The sequence below is a fragment of the Planosporangium mesophilum genome (genome assembly GCF_016863255.1).
Lineage (GTDB): Bacteria > Actinomycetota > Actinomycetes > Mycobacteriales > Micromonosporaceae > Planosporangium > Planosporangium mesophilum.
The window spans coordinates 14733-39648 of record NZ_BOON01000064.1 but is presented as its reverse complement, the minus strand read 5'-3'; the positions used below and the strand labels follow the sequence as shown (position 1 = coordinate 39648).

The window sequence follows — 24916 nt, the reverse complement described above, 5'->3', positions numbered from 1 at the left end:
GCAGGTACGCGACCGCGTCACCGGTCTGCCCGCATGCCAGGGCGTGCAGGCCACCCCGCTCGGCGGCGAACGCTTCGGTACGGATGAAGTCGGAGTCCCGGGCGGCGGCGATGGCCCGGTCGAACCCGACCCTGGCCTGCTCCGCCGCGCCGGCCAGCCGGGCCCGCTCGGCGGCGAGCAGCAGCGCGCGGGCGCGCAACAGGCCGGGGCCGCGCGCCGCGAGGTCGTCCAGCCTGCTCTGCAACGTCTCCAGCTCGGCGCACAGCGCCTCCCGCTCCTCGGCCGAGGCGGCCTCCCCCCCGGCTGAGCAGCGAGAACGCGTTCCAGAACGCCGTCTCGGCGGTCAGGAAGGTCATCGGCGACCGCTCCACGATCGCCGCGACCAGATCGCTCATCCCCGCCAGGTCGGCGGCGTCGTCGAAGACGTGCGCCGGGGCGAGGAGCGGGGAGAGGCCGACGACGGAGTAGGGGCCGAACTCGCCCCGCAGGATCCGCTGCCGGGCCCGCTCCTCCTGTTCGGTGGGCGGGGAGGCGTCGCCGGGCACGCCGCGCAGCCGGCTCACCGCCTCGTCCAGCAGCTGGATGACCGCACCGGCCCGCCCGTCGGCACCGTGGCGGCGGGCGAACCGCCGCCGCGCCTCGATGTCCGCCGCCACCTGGTCCAGCGGGGTGCCCACGGCGAACCGGTGCACCGAGTAGACGGCTCCGATGCGCTGCGCCAGCCGGACCTCACCCTCCTCCACCGCGGCGCGGTACGCGGCGTACAGCTCGCGGATCATCGGGGCGGGATCGCGGAGCCAGTACGGGCCCACCACGGCTGCCACTGCGCGGGTGACGGCCGGACGGCGGGTACCGGGCCGGTCCAGCAGGCGCTGCCCCGCCTCCGCGGCCAGGGAGGCCGCCGCCTCATGACGGTCGCGAGCGAACATCAGGGCCAGCCGGGCCAGGGTGGAGCCGGTCGCGGCGGTCGGTCCGTGCTCGATCGCCAGTTCGACGCCGAGCACCGTCAGCAGGTCGCGGCCGGATCCGTCCGGCCAGATGGGCTGGGCGAGGTCGCAGATCAGGTCCGCGGCGAGCACCACGCGGGGCTCGGTACAGCCCGGCCGGGAGCCGAGCCGGTCGAGCGCGCTCCGGTCGAGGGCGCGCCGGATCCGCTTCGTGGCGTCGGCGGCGGCCGCCGGCCACGCGTGCGGGTCGATCGGTACCGGCATCCCGAGCAGCCGCAGGGCCTCGACGCCGAGGCGTAGCGCCCCGGTGCCGTCACCCGCGTGGTGGCGCAGCGTGGCCTGCGCGCAGAGCAGGCGCGCCCGGTCGAGGTCGGTGACGACGTGCGGGCCGGCCGCCGCCAGCAGCCGGTCGGCCTCCACGGGCCGGCCGGCGGCCAGTTCGGCCGAGGCCGCGGCGAGGTACAGGCGGAGCGCCAGGTCGGGCGTCTCCCGCCAGGCGTCGGGGCCGAGCCGGTCGAGGCCCGCCGCGAAGTACCCGCTCGCCGCCGCCGCGGCGCCGACCCGGTAGGCCCGGGTGCCGGCGGCGAGGTTCAGCTCGGCCAGCTCGTCCACCCGTAGCGTCCGGGCCGCGGCGTTGAGGTGCGTCACCGCCTCGAACAGGCGATCGGGGTGCGGCCTCAGGGCCTCGCCGACGGCCAGGCGCAGCCGCGCGAGGCGCTCGTCGGAGACGCCGGCGAGTACCACGTGGCGTACCTGCTCGTGTCGCCACCGGTAACCGCCCGGCGCCGGGCCCGCGGTCACCAGATCCGCGCGCACCGCCGGGCGGAGCCGCTCGACGATCTCAGTAGCGTTGCTCGCGGAGGTAGTGGCGAGGGTCGGCGCGTCGAAGTGCGGGCCGAGCACGGCGGCCAGTTCGAGCGCCTCCCGGGTGTCGGGGCCGAAGCGTCGCAGCCGGGCCTCGACCAGCGCGCTCAGCTCCGTGTCCGCCGGCTCGTTGTCGACGAGCCGCTGCTGCCACTGCCAGTTCGCGCCGTCGTCGGCGTACCTGAGCAGCTCCCGGTCGGCCAGGCCGCGCAGGAAGTGCTCCACCAGCAGTGGGTTGGAGCCGGTACGCGACGCGACCGCGCGGGACAGTCGCGCGGAGTCGCGCTGGCCGGCGCCCAACGTGTCACCCAGCAGTTCGGCCAGCGCGCTGTCCGGCAACGGCCGGAGGGCCAGCGGGGCGCTGGTCACCCGCTCGTCGGTCAGCAGCGCCTGCAGCGGGTGGCCGGTACCGACGTCGGCCGTCCGGTAGGTCAGGACGACCAGTACCGCCGGGGCGTCCGGTACGGCCAGGACGTACCGGAGCAGCTCGACGGTCAGTTCGTCGGCCCACTGGACGTCCCGGATCGCGATCACCAGGGGACGGCCGGGAGTGCTCACGGCGCCGAGCAGCCGCCGGGCCGCGAGGTGTACGCGGTGCCCGGCGGCGGCGATCGTGCGGTCGGACGGCGGCGTCCGTTGGCCGAACACGCCGCGCAGCGCCGGTACCAGCTCGGCGAGCGTGGCGCCGCAGGCTCCCACGGCGTCGGCGATCCGGGCCCGGTGCTCGGCGGGCGCGTCGGCCAGCTGCGCGGCGAGGTCGGCGAGCAGCCGGCCGAGGGCCGCGTACGGACCGGCGTCGTCCGACCGGCAGAAGCTCCGCAGGGTGAGGCCGCCGCCGGTCACCACCGAGTCGGCGAAGCGCGTCACGGTCGCCCACTTGCCCAGACCCGTGTCGGCGGTCACCGCGACCAGTTCGGCCGGCCCACCGGCCGCGACCCGGTCGTACGCCGACTGCAACCGGCTCAGCTTCCGCTCCCGCCCGTACAGCCGGCCGAAGACGAGCCGGTCGGGCAGGTCACGGGTACGCAGCAGGAGCGGGGTCGCGGCCCCACCGGCCAGCGCGTCGCGGCAGCGCTCGAGGTCGACGACGAGCCCCCGGGCGGTCTGGTACCGGTCGTCCGGCGACTTCTGCAGCAGCAGCGCGACGATCTCGTTCAGCGCGGGCGGCAGCCGGGGGACGAGCTCCGACACGAGCTCCGACAGGGGCGTCGGCGGCTCGGACAGGTGGCATCGCCGCCACTGCTCCGCGGTGTCGGCCAGGAACGGCGGCCGGCCGCCGAGCAGGTGGTGGTACAGGGCGCCCAGCGCGTACAGGTCGGTGCGCTCGTCCACGCCGGGCTCCAGCCGGCCGCTCTGTTCGGGGGCGGCGTAGGCGGCCGGGGGCGCCGTGCCGGCGCCGTCCCGCAGGTGGACGCCGCCGTCCGCGGCGAGGCGTACGGTGTCGGGGCCAAGCGCGCCGTGCGGCCCCCGGCGGGCGTGCCATCCGTCGAGCGCCCGGGCGAGGTCGATCGCGAGCGGCAGGAACTCGGTGACGCCGAACGGCCCGGCCGCCGTCAACGGTCGGGTCGCGTCGGGGATATCCGCGGCAGAGTCGTCCGGGCCGCGCATCCCACCCCCTCGACTGGAGCCGGCACCGCATCGATTATGCGTCGCCCGTACCGAGCGGCCGGCTCGGAGGGGATCCGGACGACATCTTGACGGTCATGGTGACCGATATGAGAACGTAACGCGGTGGAACGACCACGCTGGGCACCTGCCGACATCGACCTCACCCGCCCGAGTCCTGCGCGGGTCTACGACTATTTCCTCGGCGGTACCCACAACTTCGCCGTGGATCGGGAGATCGCCGAGCGGGCCATCGCGGCGTCGCCCGAGATCCCGTACGGGGCCCGTAGCAACCGGGCTTTCCTCGGCCGTGCCGTCCGGCACATGGCAGAGCAGGGCGTGACGCAGTTCCTCGACCTGGGCTCGGGGATACCCACCCAGGACCCCACCCACGAGGTGGCGGCGCGCAGCCACCCGGACGCGCGGGTGGTGTACGTCGACAGCGACCCGGTCGCGGTCGCGCACAGCCGGGCCCTGCTGGCAGATGACGGCCGCGGCGCGGTGCTGCAGGCCGACATCCGCGACCCCAAGGCGATCCTCGACTCCGACGCCGTGACCTCGACGATCGACTTTTCCCGGCCGGTCGGCCTGTTGCTGCTGGCGCTGCTGCACTTCCTGTCCGAAGACGACGACCCCGGGGGGGTCGTGGCCACGCTCGCTGACGCGGTCGTACCCGGCAGTTACCTGGCCATCTCCCACGTCTGCGCGCCGCCGGGCGCCGACGTCGGGCGGCTGGAGCGGGAGATGCGAAAGCCGCCCCAGCTGGCGTACCTGCGCAACCGCGACCAGATCGCCAGGTTCTTCGACGGCTGGGACGTGGTCGAGCCCGGTCTGGTCCCGCCGGCGCTGTGGCGGCCGGAGGGCGTGCCCGGGCAGCAGGCCTACCAGGTACCCGCGCTGGCGGGTGTGGGTCGTCGGCGCTAGCCGTCGGACGGGGCCGGCCTGAGGCCCGCCTACTCGCGGATCTTCGCCAGGTAGCGGGCCGGACGGCCGGCTCCTCACCGAGGGCGAGGAGCCGGCCCGACTAGGCCACGTCCCACATGGTGGCGAACGCGGCGGCCTCGCCGGCGAGCCACTGCTCCACCTGCTCCGGCTTGGTACCCGGGTCGGGGCGGTGCACCTGCCCCCGGCGTACGTCGACGACGACCGCCTCGGCCCCCGGCAGGATGTCGTCCATGTGCCTCTGCATCAGGTGCAGGGTCGCCAGGATCGCCTCCTGGGGTGGGGGCTGCTCGTCGAAGACGAGCCGGACCGCCTCGGCGCGGCCGTCGGCGTACCGCAGCCCGAACTGGGGGTTGATCTTGACGGGCAGGTTGCTGACGAACGCGATCACGTCGCGGGTTCGTACCAACTGGCACTCGTTGAGGTCGCCGAGCGAGGCCAGGTAGTCCTTGGTCGCGGGTACGAGGATGTCGTGGAGCGGGCGCCAGCGCGGCTTGACGGCGGTGCGCACCTGCTCGAGGTGGCTGCCGCCGCTACGGAACTGGATGTCCGCCTTGAGCGCCTTGAGCAGTGAGCTGTGCGGGTTGAAGCCGGAGTGGCTGGCGCGCTGGCGGCGCAGCCCCTGGACGAACGACGCCCGGGACGGGCCGGTACGCCCGACATAGCGGGCGAAGCCCAGCAGGGTCACGTACGGAGCAAGGGTGGTGGTGGGGGTAGTCACGGAGGCCCTCCGTCTCTGTCTTTCGAACATACATTCTAATCGACATCGGGCCTCGTGACCACGACGAGTCAGCGTCCGGATACGGCTCGCAGTCGCCCTTCCAGGCTGAGGACGACGGGGACCACCAGCCCCGGGGCCGGTGTTTTGCTCGGAGCGCCCGAGGGTAGCCCTGGTTGGCATGGGACACACCGATACGGCGCTGCGTGCGGTACAGGGCTACGCGGAGAAGGCAACCGATGAGAGACCCCTGCGCGGGTACGCGACCGTCATGGCGATCTACGCGGCCGGCGCGGCCGCCGTCGCCGGCCTGGCCCGGCTCACCGGCAAGCGGCTCCCCGAGCGCCCGTCCGCCGGTGATCTCGCGCTGCTGGCCGTGTCCACGCACAAGGTGTCCCGGCTGCTGACCAAGGACGCGGTCACCAGCCCGCTCCGGGCGCCCGTGACGAGGTTCGAGGGCGCCGCCGGTGAGGCCGAGCTCAACGAGAGCCCGCGCGGCACCGGCGCGCAGCACGCCCTGGGTGAGCTGTTGACCTGCCCATTCTGTACCGCTGTCTGGGTGGCGAGCGGCCTCGCCGCCGGTCTGGTGTTCGCGCCCAGGCTGACCCGGTTCGGGATGGGGGTCGCGACCGCGATCGCGGGCGCCGACTTCCTGCACCTGGGGTACGACACGGCGAAGCACGTGGCGGAGGGCTGACCCCGTCGACACGATCGACGCGCCGATGACGGTCGGCGCCGCCGCGGGCGACGGAAGGCCCGGCGAGCCGTGTACCCGGCGGAGTTTGGCATCGTGAGCAGGGCACTCTCTCCAGGATTCACATGAGGCGGTACTGAATGATCACTATTGAGGACGTGCGCGCCGCCGCGAAGAGTATCGCCGGGATCGCGGTCCGTACCCCGTTGCTGGCGTCGTGGGCGATCGGGACGGACCTGTGGCTCAAACCGGAGAACCTCCAGCCGATCGGCGCGTTCAAGGTACGCGGTGCCGTGCACGCCCTGCTGTCGCTGCCCCTGGACGCGCAGGCCGCCGGCGTCATCACGCACTCCTCGGGCAACCACGGCCAGGCTCTCGCGTACGCGGGCCGGATGGTGGGCAGCCCGGTCGTCGTGGTCGTGCCCGAGGGCGCGCCGGCCGTCAAGGTCGACGCCATCCGGGCCCTCGGCGCCGAGGTCGTCACGGTCCCGCCCGCCGAGCGGGAGAGCCGCACCGCCGAGCTGGCCGCCGAGCGCGGGCTGACGATCATTCCGCCGTACGACCACCGCCACATCATCGCCGGCCAGGGCACGGTCGGCCTGGAGATCGTCGAGGACCTGCCCGAGGTCGACGTGGTCCTGGTACCGGTCGGGGGCGGCGGCCTCGCCTCCGGCGTGGCGACCGCGGTGAAGGCCCTGGCGCCGCGGGCGACGGTGATCGGCGTGGAGCCGGCGCTGGCCGCCGACGCGGCGGACAGCCTGGCCCACGGCGAGCTGCGGTCGTGGACCACCGAGGACCGGTACCGCACGATGGCCGACGGCCTGCGGACGCCCCTGTCGGAGTTGACCTTCGCGCACCTGCGCGAGCGGCTCGACGGCATCGTCACGGTCTCCGAGGAGGAGATCCTGACGACGGTGTCGCTGCTGGCCCGCGCGGCGCGGATCGTGGCCGAGCCCAGCGGCGCGGTCACCACGGCGGCGTACCTGCACCACCGCGAAGAGTTGCCGCCCGGCCGTACCGTGGCCGTGGTCAGCGGCGGGAACATCGACCCCGCCCTGCTGGCCGGCCTCCTCATCGCCGAGGAACTCGACGCCTGACCCGACCCTCCCATGATCACGGAGAGTCGAGGCCGCCATGGCGACCCGAACTCTCCGTGATCATGGGATCAGGTCAGGAGGCGCGGCCGAGCAGGTCGAGCACCCAGGCGTTGACGAGCGCCTCTTCCTTCCAGGCGTCGTACCGGCCGCTCGGTCCGCCGTGCCCGGCGCCCATCTCCGTCTTCATCAGCACCTTCGTGTCCGGTGCGGTGGCGCGCAGGCGCGCGACCCACTTGGCCGGCTCGTGGTAGAGCACTCGGGTGTCGTTGAGACTGGTCAGGGCCAGGATCGCGGGGTACGCGCGGTCGGCCACGTTCTCGTACGGCGTGTAGGACTTCATGTACGCGTACACGTCGGGGTCGTCGAGCGGGTTACCCCACTCCTCCCACTCGGTGACCGTGAGCGGCAGCGACGGGTCGAGGATCGAGTTGAGCGCGTCCACGAACGGCACCTGCGCCACGATGCCGGCGAAGGCGTCCGGCGCCATGTTGGCGACCGCGCCCATGAGCAGGCCACCGGCGGACCCGCCGCGCGCCACGAGCCGGTCGGTGCCGGTCCAACCGACCTTCACCAGGTGCTCCGCGCAGGCGATGAAGTCGGTGAAGGTGTTCTTCTTGGCCAGCAGTTTGCCGTCCTCATACCAGCGGCGCCCCATCTCACCGCCGCCGCGGATGTGCGCCACGGCGAACACCACGCCCCGGTCGAGCAGCGACAACCGGGCGATCGAGAACCACGGGTCGATCGCGTGCTCGTACGAGCCGTACCCGTACAGCAGCAGCGGTGCCGAGCCGTCGCGCGGCGTGTCACGCAGGCAGACCAGCGAGATCGGTACCCGGGTGCCGTCCTCGGCGATCGCCCACTCGCGGTGCTGCTCGTACCGCTCCGGGTCGTACCCGCCGAGCACCGGCTTCCGCTTGCGCAGCGTCAGTTCGCCGGTCTCCAGGTTGCAGTCGTAGACCGACTCGGGCGTCACCAGCGAGCCGTAGTGCAGCCGGAACGTGGCGGTGTCGTACTCCGGGTTGGCGTCCGGACCGACCGAGTAGATCGGCTCGGGGAACTCGATGTCGTACGAGGAGCCGCCGTCGAACGGCATCACCCGCAGGCCGGTGAGGCCGTTACGGCGCAACGAGATCACCATGTGCCGGGCGAACGCGTCGACCTGCAACAGGCGGGTACCCGGCTCGTGCTCCAGCAGCGGCGTCCAGTCCGCGCCCGGCGTGTCCACAGAGGTGTACGCCAGCGCGAAGTCCTCCGCCCCCCTGTTGTGCAGGATCAGGAACCGGTGGCCGTGGTGCTCGACCGAGTACTCGACGCCCTGCTCCCGCGGCGCGATCACGCGGGGCGGCGAGGCCGGCTGGTCGGCCGGGATGACGTGCACCTCGCTGGTGATCTTGCTGTGCACGTCGACGACGATGAACTTCTCCGACCGGGTCAGGTCGACGCCGACCCAGAACCGCTCGTCGGGCTCCTCGAACACCACCTGGTCCTCGGCGGCCGTCGTGCCGCGGACGTGGCGCCAGACCCGGTACGGCCGCCACGCCTCGTCGACGGTGATGTAGAACAGCGTCGAGCCGTCGGCCGACCAGGCCGAGCCGTAGAACGTGTTCGGGATCTCGTCGGCCAGCACCTCGCCGGTGAGCAGGTCCTTGATCCGCAGCGTGAACCGCTCGTCGCCGTCGAAGTCGCACGAGTAGGCGAGCCACCGGGCGTCCGGGCTGATGTCGAAGGTACCGAGGGCGAAGAACTCCTTGCCGGCGGCGAGTTCGTTGCCGTCGAGCAGCACCTCCTCACCCGCCAGCGGAGCACCGTGCTGTGTGGACGGCGGGTCGACCTCGCCGATCGCGACGGCCCGACGGCAGTGGACGCCGTACTGCTTGCCCTCGATGGTCCGGGTGTAGTACCAGAAACCGCCCTTGCGGGTCGGTACCGACAGGTCGGTCTCCTGGGTGCGGAGCTTGATCTCGTCGAACAGCGTTTCGCGCAGCGTGCCGAGGTGCGCGGTCGCGCCCTCGGTGTACGCGTTCTCGGCCTCGAGGTAGGCGATCGTTTCCGGGTCGTCCTTGTTCTGCAGCCACGCGTACTCGTCGACCACGGTGTCCCCGTGGTGTACGCGCTCGGACGGTACTCGCTTGGCGATGGGCGGCTGGCTCGTCACGTTCGCCCACGTTACCCGGCGCAACGCCGTTGTAGGGCTTAGCCGGGCTCGACCGGGCTGGGATGCACCGTCGGCGGGCCGGCGCCGCCGGACCAGCCGGTGACCAGCAGTGCCGCCGCCTCGCGGGCGCAGCCCCAGGACATCGAGACCCCGACGCCCCCGTGACCGTAGTTGTGCGCGCACCGCGCCGCACCGATCTCCTCGACCTCCAGCCGTACCGTCGGGCGGGCCGGCCGCAGGCCGACGCGGTGGGCCAGTACCCGCGCGCCCAGCAGCCGGGGCTCGATCTCGCCGCACCGGTTCTGGATCTCCCGGGCGATCGCGGGGTCGGCGGCCAGGTTCCAGTCGTCGACCGACGCCGTACCGCCGAGGACGACGTGGTCGTCGTGCGGGAAGTAGCCGGCCCACGCGCTGCCGATCGGCGCCTCCAGGAAGAACGTCTCCAGCCCCGGGTTCTCCACGACCACGTGCTGGCCGCGTACCGGGTGCACCTCGGGATCGGGTACGAGCGCGTGCGCGCCGACCCCGGTGCAGTTGGCGATCAGCGGAGCGTCCCGCGCAACCTCGGCGAGCGACTCGGCCGGCGCGACGTCCACCCGCCCACCGGCCCTGGCCAGCCGGTCGGTGAGGTACGCCAGGTAGACCGGCATGTCGACCAGCGGCAGGGTCGCCCGGAACCCGTACTCGAAGCCGGCCGGCAGTTCGTCCGGGTCGGCCGGTTCCAGGCCCGCGGTGAACTCGGAGTTCGGCGGCGGGGGCAGGCCCGGGCGGGCGGCCAGCAGGCCGCTGCGGATCCGCACCCCGGTGTGGGGCACCTCGGCGAGCGCCGTGAACTCGACGAGCGTCACCCGCTCCCAGTCGGACGCAGCGTGACCGGGCGGGAAGGAGAGCGGCCCGACCAGGGCGGCCGCCGCGGCGGACGTGGTACGGGCCGGCAGGGCCTCGGTGCGGACCAGGACGCGCAGGCCCGCTTCGGCCAGGCAGATGGCGGTGCTCAGCCCGATGACCCCCGCTCCGAGCACGATCGCGTCCGGGCCCGCTTGCGTCATTCGCTGAGGTTATGCCAGCCGTACCCGTCCTGCCGCCGGGCCCGGATTCGGGCGCCCCGGCCTCGCGCGCACCTCGTACATTGGCGGGGCAGTCGGGCGATGGAGGGCGAGCGATGCGCCAACGGTGGTGGCTGGTGACCCTCGCGGCCGTGGTGGTGGCCGCGCTGGCCGGGATGGCCGCGATCAACGGTGTGCGGCGGGCGCGTTACGGCGACGTCCACCCTCAGGGCGACAGCGCGGTGGTCGTGGGCCACGGCCACCGGTTCTCCCTGGCCGTTCCGGACCGGGGGTCTTCGGTGGGTGACCACTGGACCGCCGCCGCCACGCCGGACGGCGTCGTCGCGCTCGTCCGCAGCGAGCAGGTCGACGGCAACATCGCCGACCGGGTGTTCGGCCCGGCGATCGGCGGAGGGGCCGGCACCCGGTACTTCGTGTTCGACGCGCGGCGCACCGGCTCGGTCGCCATCACGCTGCACAACTGCTTCCAGGGCTGTGGGACCGACCGGACCACGGCCGAGTCACGCGACGCCGTCTGGACCGTGACGGTGCGCTGAGGGGCCGGACGCCGTCGCCGCACGGCGCGCCGGCGGCGCCGGTGACCGATCAGCGCACCTCTGGCGGCGGCGCGGTGTGTTGGCGTACACCCAGGATGACGGCGACCGCGTCGAGCCAGCGGGCGAACTCCTCGTCGGCGCGCCTGTCAGCCGGCACGGTACTCGCCGCCTCCAGCCAGTCGCGGGCCAACGCGGTGCGCGCCGCACCGGGCAGCGGCTCGGGCAGCCCGGCCGCGTACCCGATGCCGCCTCGCCGGGCCACCTCGGCCAGGAACGTCAGCGATCGGGGCTGCACGCCGAGCCGGTCGGCCGCGACGGCAGCGGCGATCCGCGCATCGCCGAACAGTTCGTGGTGGGTGGGGCCGGCGGTGGCCAGCCCGTCGCGGAGCAGCGCCGGCACGTCGATTTCGGCCAGGTCCCGGTCGGTGCGGCGGCCATGGGGTTCGGGCACGGATCCTCCTGACATCGCCGCCTCCTAGCGCCGCGGCACGTTGACGGCGTGCACGTTCGCCGGAACGCCGTCCTCGATGACGTTCATGCGGCCGTTCACGAAGTCGTCCTCGCTGACCCAGACGGTGTACCCCCACGGGTTGTACACCTCCAGCATGTCGCCCTGGCGGCCCACGATCGCCATCTCGTGGGCGCGGTCGCCGTCCCGGACTGTGAACGTGACCGGCAACCCCTGGTCGACCGCCATCTCCACGTCAGGGAGGACACCGCGGCGGTCACCGGCCGAGTCGACCTCCACCTTGTGGTAGCTCGCCCCGGTGCGTGAGGCCACCTGCTCGTTGGCGATGTCGCGCGCTTGTCCCTCGGTCATGCCGTCCTGGCCGAACAGGTCCTGCAGCCAGGTGCGACCGTCGTCGTAGATCCGGTGCTGCTCGTCGTGCAACCGCCGGGCGAAGGCGTCCGGGTTGTCGTAGGCCGGGTCGCCGGGGTGGTCGCCGGTCGTCAACTGCAGCGCGTACAGCGGATCGATCTCTGCCCGGGCCATCACGGTCGACATCGCGACACATGTCGGGTCGTTGCCCTGGGTCCAGTCCCGGCCGTCGAAATCGACCGACCGGTGGCTGTTGAACTTGTCGGGCCCGGAGTCGTCGACGATCGGGGTCAGGTGCTGCCGCAGCCACATCGGGTCCTCGGCGTGCAGGTGGATCTTGGCGTCGAAGTCCCGGATCTGGTCCAGGCTGTAACCGGCCGCGAGCGCCTGCAGTACGTACGCCTCCTCCTGTGGGGAGTCGCAGGCGTGCAGCATCCCGGTGAAGCGCTCGCGGTCCCGGGCGTTCATCTGGCCGAGCCGGTCGTTGGCGCGGCGCGCCGCGTCGGCGGTGAGGATCAGGTTGGCGTCGTGCGGACCTCCCGGGACGGCGGCGTCCGCGATGACCAGCGGATCGGTCAGGTCGCTGAGGAAGTCCGGTTGCAGCCGGCTGCCCAGCAGGGCGGCGCGCGCGCGGGACGACAGTTCGCTGAACTTCCGTTCCAGCACCTGGCTCGCGTCCCGGAGGTGATGCGCCGCCGAGACCATCGTCGCGATGCCGTCCTTCGCCGCGTTGTGGGCCTGCTCCCGCAAGCCGTCGTCCTCCAGTTGATCGGGGAGGCTGGACGAGCATATTTCGGCGAGGATGTGCTCCGCCTGCTCAAGATCGCTGCGGCCGTAACCGTCCGCCTTCCGAGCATCCTCGACCGCCTGGCTGAGCGTGCGGAGCGCGATCAAGGCTTCGACGAAGACCTCCCCGGCGCGCTCCAGCGTGTGGTCGAGAGCCGCGGTGCCGGCTTTGGCGCTCTCCGCCGCCGCTCCGGTCCAGGCGGCGCACAGCCGGTCGCCAACCTGCGTGTTGAGGAACTTCTGTTGCTCGGCGCATTCGTGGCCGGCGTCCTGAAGCACGTTCACGCGATTGGTGAGTTCCTCTGCCGACCCGCGTGGGGACGGCTCCGCCAGCGCCTGACGCACGAGGCGGAGCATGTCCCCCTGCGTCAGGAGGTTCATCGATCCGCCGATTTCCTTTTGAAGCCGCTCCAGACGCTCAAGGGCGGTCCTGCCCACCGACGCCTCCCCGTTTTCCGTCCGGCTGGTCAGCCATTACCCAGGCGCTGGGCGCTGTCGGCGTCGCTGCGCCGGTAGTGCTCGATCGCCACCCGTAACCTGTCGTCCCAGTGGCTTGCGGTCCTGCTCGCGCACCGCAGCTCTTCGGTCCACAGCGTGAGCAGCTTGGTCCACGCCTGGGCGGCCCCGTACTCGCCGAAGACGGCGTCGTCACCCTGGGCCCACGGCTTCAGCTGTCGATCCGCCGTTTCCATGAGGTCGTCACGGAGCCTGCGCATGTTGTCCGCGACGGGCTGCAGTTGCGCCGGGTCGACGCTGAATGACGGATGGGTCACTGCTGGTCCTCCCCGGGCTGACGTATCGCCGCGAGTCTACGGAGCGACCGCCAGCCCGGGGAGCCCCAACTACGGCCTGTGGATAACTTCCCCCGACAGGTGCGGCTTGCCGGACTTCGCGCCGTGCAGCCCGAACCGCCAGCCGTCGGTCCCGGCCCGGGTGGCTGAGAACGCCACCGTCGACGGCAGCGGTACCGGCAGCTTGAACGACACGTCCACGGTGTACCGCTCCGGCAGCCGGCCCTCCAGCGCGGCCAGGCAGCGGGCCTTGCTCCACATGCCGTGCGCGATGGGCGTCGGGAAGCCGAGTACCCGTGCGCCCAGGCGGGAGGTGTGGATCGGGTTCTGGTCACCGGAGACGTCGGCGTACTCGCTACCCACCCGCGGGGTGACCCGCCACAGCGCACCGCCGTCGGGCGCGGGCGTCCGGTCACCGGAGCGGCGATCGCCGCCACCGGAGCCGCCGGGCTTGGACTCCCGGCGCAGGTACACCGACCGCCCGGTCCACACGATCTCGCCGTCGACCAGCGCCTCCGCGACCAGGTCGACCTGCCGGCCGCGCTCGTGCTCACGCAGGTCCTCGGCCCGTACCCGCAGCTCGAAGCGGTCGTCGGCGGTCAGTGGCCGGTGCACCTCGATGCGGTTGGCCACGTGGACCAGGCCGACCAGCGCGAGCGGGAAGTCGGGCCGCGCCATCAGGGACACCGCGAGCGGGAACGCGAGGATGTGCGGGTACGTGGCCGGTAGCTCGTCGGTCAGCCGGAACCCGCACACCCGGTCGTACGCGGCCAGGTGCGCCCGGTCCACGGCGACCTCGCGTACCCGTACCTCGGTGTCCGGAAGCGTCGCGGCGCCGCGGCCGCCGACGGCCTTGCGCCGCACGGCCGTCAGCGCCGCGCTGCGGTAGAGCGGCCCCAGTCGCGGGGCCGCGCCCAGTTCGACGACGGCCATCTCACGCCCCCAGCAGGCTCTGGCCGCAGACCCGGACCACGTTGCCGGTCAGGCCGGCCGAGCCGGGGCTGGCGAACCACGCGATCGTCTCGGCGACGTCGACCGGCTGCCCGCCCTGCGACATGCTGTTCATACGCCGGCCGCCCTCGCGGACCACCATCGGCATCGCCGCGGTCATCTGGGTCTCGATGAAGCCGGGCGCCACGGCGTTGATGGTCACGCCCTTGGAGGCCAGTACCGGGGCGTTGAACTGCACCAGGCCGATGACGCCGGCCTTGGACGCGGCGTAGTTGGTCTGGCCGCGGTTGCCGGCGATGCCGGACATCGAGGAGACCGCGACGATCCGGCCGCCGGACGGCAGCAGGTCGGCGGCGAGCAGTGCGTCGTTGACCCGCTCCTGACTGGACAGGTTGATGTCCATCAGCACGTCCCACTTGTCCTCCGACATCCGCGCGAGCGTCTTGTCGCGGGTGATGCCGGCGTTGTGGACGACGATGTCGACCCGGCCGTTGCGCTCGGAGAAGTACTCGACCAGCCGCTGCGGCGCGTCGGTCGAGGTGAGGTCGAGCTGGAGCGCGCTGCCCTTGATGTCGTTGGCGACGGCCGACAGCGGCTGGCCGGCCGCCGGGACGTCCAGGCAGACGACGTGCGCGCCGTCGCGGGCCAGCACCCGGGCGATCGCCTCGCCGATGCCCCGGGCCGCGCCGGTGACCAGGGCGACCTTGCCCTCCAGCGGCCTGGTCCAGTTGGCGGGTGCGGTCACGTCCGCCGCGCCGACCCGGACGACCTGGCCCGACACGTACGCGGATTTCGGCGAGAGCAGGAACCGCAGGGTCGACTCGACGGCGTCCTCGGCGCCGGGCGCGACGTACACCAGCTGCGCGGTGGTGCCCCGGCCGAACTCCTTGGCGACCGAGCGCACGAACCCTTCGAGCGCGCGCTGCGCGGTGGCCTCGCGCGGGTTGCCGCACTCCTCCGGCGGGGTGCCGAGCACGACGACCCGTCCGCACGGGCGCAGCGACCGGGCGACGGGGTGGAAGAAGTCGTAGAGCGCGCGCAGCCCGGTCGAGTCGGCGATACCGGTCGCATCGAAGACCAGCCCCGTGTACGGGCCTTCGCCCTCGGTGCTGGCGCCCCCTTCCCGGAGCAGCTTGCGTACCGGTTCGGCGAGCCGCCCGGCCCCTCCGACCAGGACGGTGCCCTCGATGTCGGGGTCGCCGGCCCGGTATCGGCGCAACCGCACCGGTTCCGGCAGACCCAGTCGCTTGACCATGGCCCGGCCGGCGGTGGTGTTGGCGAAGCTGGTGTAGCGATCGGACATGTCAGCCGCTCCTCCCTCAACTTCTTACTCGCCCGTAATCTTACTCATGAGTAAGGTTCGTTGGTATGGTATCTGTCATGCAGTCAGCTCCCCGCCGCGTGGCGATCCTCGGAGGCAACCGGATCCCGTTCGCGCGCTCCAACGGCCCCTACGCCCGAGCGTCCAACCAGGACATGCTGACCGCCGCGCTGGACGGCCTCGTCGCCCGGTTCGGCCTGGCCGGCGAGCGGCTCGGCGAGGTGGCGGCCGGTGCCGTGCTCAAGCACAGCCGCGACTTCAACCTCACCCGCGAGTGCGTCCTCGGCTCCCGTCTCGACCCGCACACCCCCGCGTACGACGTCCAGCAGGCCTGCGGCACCGGCCTGGAGGCGATCACCCTGGTCGCCAACAAGATCGCACTCGGCCAGATCGACGCCGGTATCGCCGGTGGCGTCGATACCACCTCGGACGCGCCGCTCGGTGTGAACGAGGACATGCGCCAGGCGTTCCTGGAGCTCAACCGCGCGCGCTCCCTGGGCGGCCGGCTCAAGGCGCTGTCCAAGCTGCGCCCGACCCAGCTCGTCCCGGACATCCCGCGCAACGGCGAGCCCCGCACCGGCCTGTCCATGGGCGAACACGCGGCCGTCACCGCCAAGGAGTGGAGCGTCACCCGCGAGGAGCAGGACGAACTGACGCTCACCTCGCACCAGCACCTCGCCGAGGCGTACCAGCGCGGGTTCATGGACGACCTGGTCACGCCGTACCTCGGCCTGAACCGCGACCAGAACCTCCGCGCGGACACCACGCTGGAGAAGCTCGGCTCGCTGAAGCCGGTCTTCGGCAAGGGCGAGGGTGCCACGATGACCGCCGGCAACTCGACCCCGCTCTCCGACGGCGCGGCCGTCGTGCTGCTGGCCAGCGAGGAGTGGGCCGCCGCGCACAACATCCCGGTCCTGGCGTACTTCGAGACCGCCGAGACCGCCGCGGTCGACTTCGTGCACGGCGGGGAGGGCCTGCTGATGGCCCCGACGTACGCGGTGCCGCGGATGCTGGCGCGGTCCGGCCTGAAGCTGGGCGACTTCGACTTCTACGAGATCCACGAGGCGTTCGCCTCGCAGGTGCTGGCCACGCTCAAGGCGTGGGAGGACCCGGCGTACTGCAAGGGCCGCCTCGGCCTGGACGGGCCGCTCGGCTCGATCGACCGGTCGAAGCTGAACGTCGCCGGCTCGTCGCTGGCGGCCGGGCACCCGTTCGCCGCGACCGGCGGCCGGATCGTCGCGACCCTCGCCAAGCTGCTGCACGAGAAGGGGTCGGGCCGGGGCCTGATCTCGATCTGCGCCGCGGGTGGGCAGGGCGTGACCGCGATCCTGTCCGCGAAGTAGCCGGCTTACGGAGACGTCATCTTGCGATCCACCATCCGCCTGTCGTCCGACTGCGGATGGTGGGTCACTTCCGGCCTAACGTCCCGTAGTCCGGCGAACGCCCGGCGACTGCTCTCCTCGATCGAGGAGCTGGAGAGCGGCGGCGGGACGGTTTGAGGGCTGACCGAGTGAAGGCAGCTTTCGCGTGGCGCGAGATCCGGATAGCCCAGTTCCGGTACCACTACGAGTAGGGCCGGATCGCCGGCTGGGATACTGGCCGGGTGACGGAAAAGCCGCTGGTCCCTGACGTTCTCGCCGCCCGCTACGCCTCTGCCGAGCTGGTCACCCTCTGGTCGCCCGAGGAGAAGGTACGCGCGGAGCGCCGCCTCTGGCTGGCGGTCCTCAAAGCGCAGCGCGACCTCGGGGTCGAGGTCCCCGACGACGTCATCCCCGCCTACGAGCGGGTTCTCGACCAGGTCGACCTCGCGTCGATCGCCGACCGCGAGCGGGTCACCCGGCACGACGTGAAGGCGCGCATCGAGGAGTTCTCGGCCCTCGCCGGGCACGAGCACATCCACAAGGGCATGACCTCGCGCGACCTGACCGAGAACGTCGAGCAGATGCAGATCAGGGCGTCGCTGGAGCTGGTACGTGACCGCATGGTCGCAGCCCTGGGTCGCCTGGCGCGCCTCTCGCTCGAGTACCAGGGCCTCGTCATGGCCGGCCGGTCGCACAACGTACCCGCGCAGGCCACCACGCTGGGCAAGCGCTTCGCCAGCGCCACGGAGGAGCTGCTGATCGCGTACGAGCGGGTCGACGAGCTGATCGCCCGGTACCCGCTGCGCGGGATCAAGGGCCCCGTCGGCACCGCCGCCGACCAGCTGGACCTCTTCGAGGGTGACGCGGCGAAGCTGACCGAGCTGGAGCAGCGGGTGGCGGAGCACCTGGGCTTCCAGCGCGTCCTGCACAGCGTCGGGCAGGTGTACCCCCGCTCGCTCGACTTCGACGTGCTCTCGGCCCTGGCCCAGGCGGTGGCCGCGCCGTCGAGCCTCGCCACCACGATCCGGCTGATGGTCGGGCAGGAGCTGGTGACCGAGGGCTTCAAGCCGGGCCAGGTCGGCTCCAGCGCCATGCCGCACAAGATGAACACCCGGTCGTCCGAGCGGATCAACGGGCTGGCCGTGATCGTACGCGGCTACCTGCACATGGTCGGTGAGCTGGCCGGCGACCAGTGGAACGAGGGTGACGTCTCCTGTTCGGTCGTACGCCGGGTCGCCCTGCCCGATGCGTTCTTCGCCGTGGACGGGCTGTTCCAGACGCTGCTGACCGTGCTCGACGAGTTCGGCGCGTACCCCGCCGTCATCGGCCGGGAGCTGGACCGCTACCTGCCGTTCCTCGCCACGACCAAGGTGCTCGTGGCCGCCGTCCGCAAGGGCGTCGGGCGGGAGACCGCCCACGAGGCGATCAAGGAGCACGCGGTCGGGGTCGCGCTCGCGATGCGGGAGAAGGGCCTGGCCGAGAACGACCTGTACGAGCGGCTGGCCGCCGACTCCCGGCTACGCCTGTCGCGAGCCGAGATCGAATCGTTGGTCTCCGACCCGACCGCGTTCACCGGGGCCGCGTCAGAGCAGGTGCGGGCGGTGGCCGACCGGGTCGCCGAGGTGATCGCCCGGCGTCCGGAGGCGGCGGCGTACGCGCCCGCCCCGATCCTGTAATTTTTGGATCTTGGGCACTTGGCGGTGCCACCGGGCGGCCAAGTGCCCAAGATCGCAAAAATCAGACGCCGCTGACGGACCGGATCCAGCTGCGGTTCACCGCGACGCTGCCGTAGTTCTGCGTGCTCGAGCCGTCGGCTGTGGAGGCCACGCCGACCTGCAGGCCGTTGTAGAACTCCGGTCCGCCCGAGTCGCCCTTCCAGGCGTTGCCGTTGACCGCCGTGCTCCGGATGGCGCGGCCGCCGTACGCGTCGGTGGTGAAGCCGGTCACACGCACCGTCGCGGTCTTGAGCTGGCTTGCCGGCTGGCAGCCGCTGTAGCAGGTCATTCCCCAGCCGTAGATCGAGTTGTTCGAGCCGACCGGCGGGTCGCTGCTGGCCAGCGGGGAGTACGAGGTGCTGATCGCGGTACCCAGGCGGAGCAGTGCGAGATCGTTCTGCGCGTACGTGGCGGTCACCGAGGCGGCGGTGCCGGATCCGCGGTACACGCTGCCGACGCGGACCGACATGCTCGACGAGAGGCAGTGGCGGGCGGTGAGCACCCACTGGGACGCGATGATCGTGCCCGAGCAGGTGAAACTGCCGCTGGCGTAGACCTGGGCCGCCCACGGGGCCGACGAGACGGTGCCGCCGCCGATGATGGTGGGCGACGGGTCACTCGCCTGCGCGGCGGTGGGTGCGATGGCGAGCACGGCGACCGCTGCGGTGCCGAGGGACGTCAGCGCGAGTCGGATGCGCATCTGGACTCCTTCCGGGGGGACGGCCCGGGGTCGCCGGCCCGTCGAACCACGCTGAGCGGCGGTTATTCCGCCGCTCGACGCGGGACAGTAGCCGTTCGGCCAGGTGCGCGGAATATTCAGAAACCCCTGTCGAGACAAGGCAAGGGTATCGGTAGGGATCGATGTTCGTCGGTAACGGGTGCCGGTTCGGTGCCGGACTTCACTGTGCTTGAAGGGTTACTCAGCGTGATATCCGTCACTGCAAATCGCCGCTGGCAGGCCGGTGCACGGTGTCGATCGAGCACGGGCGATGACGGGTGTACGCCGGGTAGCCGGTAGGCTGGGCGCCTCGCCAAGCTGCGCCGAAAGTCAGGAGTGCTCCGTGGCCCGCGTCGTGGTGGACGTCATGCTCAAGCCCGAAATCCTCGACCCGCAGGGTCAGGCCGTCGCCGGTGCCCTGCCGCGGTTGGGTATCGGGGATGTGCGCTCGGTCCGCATCGGCAGACACATCGAGATCGAGTTCGAGGGCGAGCCGGACCTCGACCGCGCTCGCGAGATCGCGGACAAGTTGCTGGCCAACCCCGTGATCGAAGACTTCACCGTGCGTGTCGAAGAGTACGAAGAGGCAGATCAGTGAGCATGCGCATCGGTGTCGTCACCTTCCCCGGCTCGCTCGACGACCGGGACGCGCAGCGCGCCGTGCGTATCGCCGGCGCCGAGCCGGTCGCGCTCTGGCACGCCGACTCGGACCTGCGCGGCGTCGACGGGGTGATCCTGCCGGGCGGCTTCTCGTACGGTGACTACCTCCGCTGCGGCGCGATCGCCCGCTTCTCGGCCGTGATGGACTCGGTCGTCAAGGCGGCCGGCGACGGCATGCCCGTCCTCGGCATCTGCAACGGCTTCCAGATCCTGTGTGAGGCGCACCTGCTGCCGGGTGCGCTGACCCGTAACGAACACCTGCACTTCCGCAACCGCGACCAGTGGCTGCGGATCGAGTCGACCGGCTCGGCCTGGACCGCGGGCTACGAGGCCGGACAGGAGATCCTCATTCCGGTCAAGAACGGTGAGGGTCGCTACGTCGCCGACGGACGTACCCTTGACGAGCTCGAGGGTTCCGGCCGGATCGTCGCCCGCTACGTGCGAGGCAACCCCAACGGCTCGCAGCGCGACATCGCGGCAATCAGTAATGAGGCCGGCAACGTTGTCGGCATCATGCCGCACCCCGAGCACGCCGTCGAGGCGCTGACCGGTCCGTCCGTCGACGGGCTGGGCTTCTTCACCTCCGTGCTCGCACACCTCGGAGCGCACGCATGACCGCGACACCACAGACCAACGAGACCTCCGTGGCCCCGGACCTCGACGCGACCGCCGTCGAGGCCGGACGTCCGGCGGTTGATGACGACATCGTTCCCTACTACGAAGAAGGCCCCGACACGGTGGCCCGCGCCGCCGAGAGCTCGGACGCCGACCAGCCGTACGCTGAGCTGGGGCTGCGCGACGACGAGTACGCCAAGATCAAGCAGATCCTGGAGCGCCGGCCCACCCAGGCCGAGCTGGCGATGTACTCGATCATGTGGAGTGAGCACTGCTCGTACAAGTCGAGCAAGGTTCACCTGCGCCAGTTCGGTGAGAAGGCGCCGGAGTCCGACCGGATGCTGGCCGGCATCGGCGAGAACGCCGGCGTGGTGCGGATCTCCGACACCCTCGCCGTGACGTTCAAGGCCGAGTCGCACAACCACCCCAGCTTCGTCGAGCCGTACCAGGGTGCGGCGACCGGCGTCGGCGGCATCGTGCGCGACATCCTCGCCATGGGCGCCCGTCCGATCGCGGTGATGGACTCGCTCCGCTTCGGCGCCGCGGACCACGCCGACACCAAGCGCGTACTGCCCGGCATCGTCGCGGGCGTCGGCGGCTACGGAAACTGCCTGGGCCTGCCCAACGTCGGCGGCGAGGTCGTCTTCGACCCCTGCTACCAGGGCAACCCTCTGGTCAACGCGCTCAGCGTCGGCGTGCTGCCGGTCGACCGGCTGCAGAACAAGGCCGCCGCGGGCACCGGCAACGTCGTGATCCTGCTCGGCGCGAAGACCGGGCGCGACGGCATCGGCGGCGTGTCCGTACTGGCCAGCGCCACCTTCGACGCCGAGAGCGAGACTCGCCGGCCGTCGGTGCAGGTGGGCGACCCGTTCATGGAGAAGCTGCTCATCGAGGCGTGCCTCGAGGTGTACGACGCCGGCCTGATCGTCGGCATCCAGGACCTCGGTGGCGCCGGCCTGACCTGCGCGCTCAGCGAGACCGCGGCGGCTGCCGGCACCGGTATGGAGATCGACCTTGGTCTCGTACCGCTACGGGAGCCCTCGATGGAGCCGCACGAGATCCTCGCCAGCGAGTCGCAGGAGCGGATGCTCCTGATCGTCGAGCCGACCAAGGTCGACGGCGTGCTCGCCGTGGCCGAGAAGTGGGGCGTGCTCGCGACCGCGCTCGGTACGGTCACGGACACCGGCCGCCTGGTGATCAACTGGCGTGGCGAGACCGTGGTCGACGTGCCGCCGGAGTCCCTGGCCGACGACGGCCCGGTGTACCACCGGCCGATGCGTGAGCCGGCCGACCTGATCCTGCTCAACGCGGACCGGGCCGAGACCCTGCCCCGGCCGAAGACCGGCGACCAGCTGCGCGAGACCGTCCTGCGGCTCGTCGCCAGCCCGAACCTGTGCGACAAGACGTGGGTCACCGAGCAGTACGACCGGTACGTGCTCGGCAACACGGTGCTCGCGCAGCCCGAGAATTCCGGCGTGATCCGTATCGACGAGTCCAGCGGGCTCGGCATCGCGCTGTCGTTGGACGGCAACGGCCGGTTCGCCCGGCTCGACCCGTACAACGGCGCCAAGCTGGCGCTCGCGGAGGCGTACCGCAACGTCGCGGTCACCGGCGCGACCCCGGTCGCGGTGACCGACTGCCTCAACTTCGGCTCGCCCGAGGACCCGACCGTCATGTGGCAGTTCGCCGAGGCGGTACGCGGCCTCGCCGACGGCTGCCAGGAGTTGGGCATCCCGGTCACCGGCGGCAACGTCAGCTTCTACAACCAGACCGGTGCCGCCCCGATCAACCCCACGCCGGTCGTGGGCGTGCTCGGGGTGCTCGAGGACGTCACGTACCGGGTGCCGATGGGCTTCTCGGCCGACGGTGACGTGCTGATCCTGCTCGGCCAGACCCGGCCGGAGCTGTCCGGCTCGGAGTGGGCCTGGGTCGAGCACGGGCACCTCGGCGGTCGCCCGCCTCTGGTCGACCTCGCCGCCGAGAAGCTGCTCGCATCCGTCCTCGCGACGGCCGCCGAGCGGGGCCACCTCGGCGCGGCCCACGACCTCTCCGACGGGGGACTCGCCCAGGTACTGGTCGAGTCGTGCCTGCGGCACAACCTCGGCGCGACGATCTCGCTGCCCGCCGACGTCGACCCGTTCGTGCTGCTCTTCTCCGAGTCGGCGGGCCGGGCGCTCGTCGCCGTGCCGCGCGGGCACGAGGAGGCGTTCCTGGCGCTCTGCACGGAGATGAACCTGGCTCACGCCCGGGTGGGTGTGGTCGACGGCCGCAGCGGGGCGCTGGAGGTCGGCGACCAGTTCCGCATTCCGCTGGCGGAGCTGCGGCAGGCGTACTCGGCGACGCTGCCGGACCTGTTCGGCGACGCCCAGGCGGACGGGGACGCTCCGGCCGACGCGGTCGAGGTCGAACTGGCGATCCGGGCCGACCAGGCCGCGCAGGCGGAGGTGGCCGCCGAGGCGGTCGTCGCCGCCGACGCCGACCCGGAAGGCGCCGACCCGGAGGACGACGCCGACGACGCTGCCGACCCGAAGAGCTGACGCCGGTCGGCCCCAGGACGACGAAAAAGCCGGCGCGGTCCGTACGGACCGCGCCGGCTTTTCATCTGCCTGGCGACAGCTCAGTCGTCGAGCCAGTCGAGTCGCTGGCGGTCACCGCCGCGACCCTGAGGTGGTCCGGGACGCCGCGGCCCCGCGGGGCCCTGCTGCTGCTGCGGCGGTGGGGGCGGAGGCTCCTCCTGCTGGTAGTACGGGTCCTGCGCCGGCGGGTAGCCGCCCTGGTCGTACCCGCCGTGCTGCTGCCCGTAGCCGGGGTCGTAGCCGCCCTGCTGGGGGTGCCCACCCTGCTGGGGGTGCCCACCGCCGGGCGGATAGCCCTCGGCGTTGCCGTCCCAGTGGCGCGTCGCCTCGTCGTAGCGGGGCCCCTGGCCGCCGGGGGCGCCGCCGTAGCCGGGCTCTCCGCCGTAGCCGGGCTCGCCACCGTAACCGGCCGGGGCGCCGCCGTAGCCCTGCTGCTCTCCGCCGTAGCCGCCGTAGCCGGACTCCCCGCCGTAGCCGCCGTAGCCCTGCTGCTCGCCGCCGTAACCGGCCTGGTTGCCGTACTCGCCGCCCTGGCCGCCCTGGCCGTACACCGTCGTCGGTGCGCCGCCGTAGCCCTGCTGCTCCCCGCCGTAGCCCTGCTCGCCGTAGCCCTGCTGCTCGCCGTAACCGGGCTGGGCGCCGTACTGGCTGCCGTAGCCGCCGGGGCCGTACCCGTTGCCCGCCGGCGGGTAGCCCGCCTGGTTCGTCGGGTACGGGGCGGCATACGGGTCGGGGAACTCGTCCTCGGGGCGGGCCGGGCGGAGGATCGCGGTCGCATCCCCGGCTCCGGGCGCCGCCATGCCGTGGTGGGCCATCATCGTCGGATCCGAGCCGCCGTACACCCCGGGGGCGCCCGACACGGGCGCGCCGCCACGCGGGTCCCGGTCGTCGGCCTGGTCGGCGTCCTCGGCCTCACGCTTCCTGCGGTTGAGGAACATCATCACGAAGACGCCGCCGCCCGCCAGGACCAGCAGAATCGCCAGGATCAGGATGATCCACGAGAACGTGCTCAGGCCGGAGGAGCTGCTCGCCTTCTGGCCGGTGTTGGCGCCGGTCGGGGCCACCCCCTCCGCGGTCGGCTCCTGCCCCTCCTGGGTGGGCAGCGCCTCGGCCGTGGCCGTGGCGCTCGCGCCGGTGGCCTTGAGGGAGAAGGAGATGTTGCTGATCGACTGCCCGGCCTGGGCCTCCAGGCTGCGGGTGAGGTTCTCGTACCCGGCCCTCGACACGCCGATGTTGACGGTGCCCGGCGTGATGGTCTTTCCGGCCTGCGGGAACCTGAAGGCGCCGCTGTTGTCGGTACCGGTCTGGCACACCGGCTTGTTCGCCGCGCAGCCGCCGCTGTCGACCAGTATCACCAGGGCGCCCTTGACCGGCGAGCCGGTGGCGGCGTCCTTGACGACACCGGAGATCGCGGCGACGGTCGGCGCCTGGGTCTGGCCCTTCACGGTGGCGTCGAAGTCGGCCGAGTCCCGGGCGCTCAGGAGGCCGGCGGAGGCGGTGACCGTGCCGCGCTCGGTCTTCGTCTGCCCGTCACCGACGCTTCCGGGGGCCTTGATGGTGAAGCTGATCTTCCGCTGCCCGCTGGCCCCGCCGAAGTCGATGCGGCACTGGGAGGCGCCGCCGCCGTCGCAACCGGTGGTGTCGACGACGCTGAAGCTGCTGAGCCCCGACACCGAGACGTCCACCCGGTTGGTGCCGGTGGGGCTGCCGTCGTCGAGGGTGACCGTCACGCTCAGCGACTGCGTCTGGCCGGGACCGAAGTCGCTCAGCCTGCCGGCGATGTTCACTCCGACGGTGCCGGCGGCGTAGGCCGGGGCCGCGACGCCTAGCGTGCCGAGGACCACGGCGACCGCCACACCGGCACGGGCCAGTGTTTTTCGGCGTGCCGTCACGTCAGCCCTCCGGTTCCATACCCGGCCGAACGTCATTGGAGCCCTTCCCCGTCGCCCGCGACTGCGCCATATCGAGCGGCGTTTC

Annotated in this window: 20 protein-coding genes; 9 read left to right on the top strand and 11 right to left on the bottom strand. The window is 72.1% G+C overall.

The features are described 5' to 3' along the window. Positions 1-17: 17 nt before the first annotated feature. Positions 18-3419 carry an ATP-binding protein gene (locus Pme01_RS31285; protein WP_239088507.1) on the bottom strand — a complete coding sequence of 1134 codons (3402 nt, stop codon included), beginning with the start codon at positions 3417-3419 and terminating at the stop codon, positions 18-20. Between the two features lie 123 nt (positions 3420-3542). Here Pme01_RS31285 and Pme01_RS27975 point away from each other — a divergent pair, with 123 nt between their 5' ends. After that, positions 3543-4340 carry an SAM-dependent methyltransferase gene (locus tag Pme01_RS27975; RefSeq protein ID WP_168113865.1) on the top strand — a complete coding sequence of 266 codons (798 nt, stop codon included), beginning with the start codon at positions 3543-3545 and terminating at the stop codon, positions 4338-4340. A gap of 100 nt (positions 4341-4440) precedes the next feature. On the opposite strand, the gene Pme01_RS27970 is transcribed toward Pme01_RS27975, so the two are convergent. Further along, positions 4441-5109: a hypothetical protein gene (locus Pme01_RS27970; protein ID WP_168113866.1), complete on the bottom strand. Its 669-nt coding sequence runs from the start codon at positions 5107-5109 to the stop codon at positions 4441-4443. 148 nt (positions 5110-5257) lie between these two features. Here Pme01_RS27970 and Pme01_RS27965 point away from each other — a divergent pair, with 148 nt between their 5' ends. Both Pme01_RS27965 and Pme01_RS27960 read left to right on the top strand, forming a co-directional pair. Beyond that, entirely contained in the window at positions 5258-5773 is a 516-nt protein-coding gene (locus tag Pme01_RS27965; RefSeq protein ID WP_168113867.1) for a DUF1360 domain-containing protein, read from the top strand. A 137-nt stretch (positions 5774-5910) separates the two neighbouring features. Then, a complete protein-coding gene (locus tag Pme01_RS27960) occupies positions 5911-6867 on the top strand; it encodes a threonine ammonia-lyase (protein ID WP_168113868.1) in 957 nt (318 codons plus the stop codon). Positions 6868-6940: 73 nt separating this feature from the next. On the opposite strand, the gene Pme01_RS27955 is transcribed toward Pme01_RS27960, so the two are convergent. Both Pme01_RS27955 and Pme01_RS27950 read right to left on the bottom strand, forming a co-directional pair. After that, positions 6941-9022, bottom strand: coding sequence for a S9 family peptidase (locus Pme01_RS27955; protein ID WP_168113869.1), 2082 nt, complete (start codon positions 9020-9022; stop codon positions 6941-6943). A 38-nt stretch (positions 9023-9060) separates the two neighbouring features. Next, positions 9061-10071 (bottom strand): FAD-dependent oxidoreductase, encoded by a 1011-nt coding sequence (locus Pme01_RS27950; protein ID WP_168113870.1) that lies wholly within the window; start codon positions 10069-10071, stop codon positions 9061-9063. 113 nt (positions 10072-10184) lie between these two features. Here Pme01_RS27950 and Pme01_RS27945 point away from each other — a divergent pair, with 113 nt between their 5' ends. Beyond that, positions 10185-10625 carry a protease inhibitor I42 family protein gene (locus tag Pme01_RS27945; RefSeq protein ID WP_168113871.1) on the top strand — a complete coding sequence of 147 codons (441 nt, stop codon included), beginning with the start codon at positions 10185-10187 and terminating at the stop codon, positions 10623-10625. A gap of 49 nt (positions 10626-10674) precedes the next feature. Here the strand turns inward: Pme01_RS27945 and Pme01_RS27940 are convergent, their stop codons facing one another. The 5 genes from Pme01_RS27940 to Pme01_RS27920 form a co-directional block, all read right to left on the bottom strand. Beyond that, positions 10675-11076, bottom strand: a complete 402-nt coding sequence (locus Pme01_RS27940; RefSeq protein ID WP_203935929.1) for a hypothetical protein — start codon at positions 11074-11076, stop codon at positions 10675-10677. A 24-nt stretch (positions 11077-11100) separates the two neighbouring features. After that, the gene (locus Pme01_RS27935) at positions 11101-12516 is read right to left on the bottom strand and encodes a hypothetical protein (RefSeq protein WP_168113873.1); all 1416 of its coding nucleotides are present in this window, start codon (positions 12514-12516) and stop codon (positions 11101-11103) included. Between the two features lie 182 nt (positions 12517-12698). After that, a complete protein-coding gene (locus Pme01_RS27930; protein WP_168113874.1) occupies positions 12699-13004 on the bottom strand; it encodes a hypothetical protein in 306 nt (101 codons plus the stop codon). A 69-nt stretch (positions 13005-13073) separates the two neighbouring features. Further along, positions 13074-13955 carry a MaoC/PaaZ C-terminal domain-containing protein gene (locus Pme01_RS27925; protein ID WP_168113875.1) on the bottom strand — a complete coding sequence of 294 codons (882 nt, stop codon included), beginning with the start codon at positions 13953-13955 and terminating at the stop codon, positions 13074-13076. Between the two features lies 1 nt (position 13956). Then, positions 13957-15276 carry a 3-oxoacyl-ACP reductase gene (locus tag Pme01_RS27920; protein ID WP_168113876.1) on the bottom strand — a complete coding sequence of 440 codons (1320 nt, stop codon included), beginning with the start codon at positions 15274-15276 and terminating at the stop codon, positions 13957-13959. A gap of 77 nt (positions 15277-15353) precedes the next feature. On the opposite strand from Pme01_RS27920, the gene Pme01_RS27915 reads away from it, so the two are divergent. Beyond that, positions 15354-16637: an acetyl-CoA C-acetyltransferase gene (locus tag Pme01_RS27915; RefSeq protein WP_168113877.1), complete on the top strand. Its 1284-nt coding sequence runs from the start codon at positions 15354-15356 to the stop codon at positions 16635-16637. Between the two features lie 260 nt (positions 16638-16897). After that, the gene (purB, locus tag Pme01_RS27910) at positions 16898-18331 is read left to right on the top strand and encodes an adenylosuccinate lyase (RefSeq protein ID WP_203935928.1); all 1434 of its coding nucleotides are present in this window, start codon (positions 16898-16900) and stop codon (positions 18329-18331) included. Between the two features lie 61 nt (positions 18332-18392). On the opposite strand, the gene Pme01_RS27905 is transcribed toward purB, so the two are convergent. Next, a complete protein-coding gene (locus tag Pme01_RS27905; protein ID WP_168113878.1) occupies positions 18393-19070 on the bottom strand; it encodes a S1 family peptidase in 678 nt (225 codons plus the stop codon). A gap of 361 nt (positions 19071-19431) precedes the next feature. Between Pme01_RS27905 and purS the strand changes: the two genes are divergently transcribed. From purS to purL, 3 genes are read left to right on the top strand one after another with little or no spacing between them, the layout of a single operon-like run. Then, positions 19432-19686 carry a phosphoribosylformylglycinamidine synthase subunit PurS gene (gene purS, locus Pme01_RS27900; protein ID WP_168113879.1) on the top strand — a complete coding sequence of 85 codons (255 nt, stop codon included), beginning with the start codon at positions 19432-19434 and terminating at the stop codon, positions 19684-19686. Next, entirely contained in the window at positions 19683-20363 is a 681-nt protein-coding gene (gene purQ, locus Pme01_RS27895) for a phosphoribosylformylglycinamidine synthase subunit PurQ (protein ID WP_168113880.1), read from the top strand. The genes purS and purQ overlap by 4 nt, the downstream gene beginning before the upstream one ends. Then, entirely contained in the window at positions 20360-22900 is a 2541-nt protein-coding gene (gene purL / locus Pme01_RS27890) for a phosphoribosylformylglycinamidine synthase subunit PurL (RefSeq protein WP_168113881.1), read from the top strand. The genes purQ and purL overlap by 4 nt, the downstream gene beginning before the upstream one ends. Positions 22901-22980: 80 nt before the next feature. On the opposite strand, the gene Pme01_RS27885 is transcribed toward purL, so the two are convergent. Next, the gene (locus tag Pme01_RS27885) at positions 22981-24831 is read right to left on the bottom strand and encodes a peptidase associated/transthyretin-like domain-containing protein (protein ID WP_168113882.1); all 1851 of its coding nucleotides are present in this window, start codon (positions 24829-24831) and stop codon (positions 22981-22983) included. Between the last annotated feature and the right edge of the window lie 85 nt (positions 24832-24916).

What these genes read in the sequence shown, in the direction of transcription:
- Pme01_RS27925 (WP_168113875.1), bottom strand. Translation starts at nt 13,955, where the DNA reads ATGGCCGTCGTCGAACTGGGCGCGGCCCCGCGACTGGGGCCGCTCTAC.
- Pme01_RS27915 (WP_168113877.1), top strand. Translation starts at nt 15,354, where the DNA reads ATGCAGTCAGCTCCCCGCCGCGTGGCGATCCTCGGAGGCAACCGGATC.
- Pme01_RS27920 (WP_168113876.1), bottom strand. Translation starts at nt 15,276, where the DNA reads ATGTCCGATCGCTACACCAGCTTCGCCAACACCACCGCCGGCCGGGCC.
- Pme01_RS27960 (WP_168113868.1), top strand. Translation starts at nt 5,911, where the DNA reads ATGATCACTATTGAGGACGTGCGCGCCGCCGCGAAGAGTATCGCCGGG.
- Pme01_RS27965 (WP_168113867.1), top strand. Translation starts at nt 5,258, where the DNA reads ATGGGACACACCGATACGGCGCTGCGTGCGGTACAGGGCTACGCGGAG.
- Pme01_RS27945 (WP_168113871.1), top strand. Translation starts at nt 10,185, where the DNA reads ATGCGCCAACGGTGGTGGCTGGTGACCCTCGCGGCCGTGGTGGTGGCC.
- purL (WP_168113881.1), top strand. Translation starts at nt 20,360, where the DNA reads ATGACCGCGACACCACAGACCAACGAGACCTCCGTGGCCCCGGACCTC.
- Pme01_RS27970 (WP_168113866.1), bottom strand. Translation starts at nt 5,109, where the DNA reads ATGTTCGAAAGACAGAGACGGAGGGCCTCCGTGACTACCCCCACCACC.
- Pme01_RS31285 (WP_239088507.1), bottom strand. Translation starts at nt 3,419, where the DNA reads ATGCGCGGCCCGGACGACTCTGCCGCGGATATCCCCGACGCGACCCGA.
- Pme01_RS27905 (WP_168113878.1), bottom strand. Translation starts at nt 19,070, where the DNA reads ATGCGCATCCGACTCGCGCTGACGTCCCTCGGCACCGCAGCGGTCGCC.
- Pme01_RS27950 (WP_168113870.1), bottom strand. Translation starts at nt 10,071, where the DNA reads ATGACGCAAGCGGGCCCGGACGCGATCGTGCTCGGAGCGGGGGTCATC.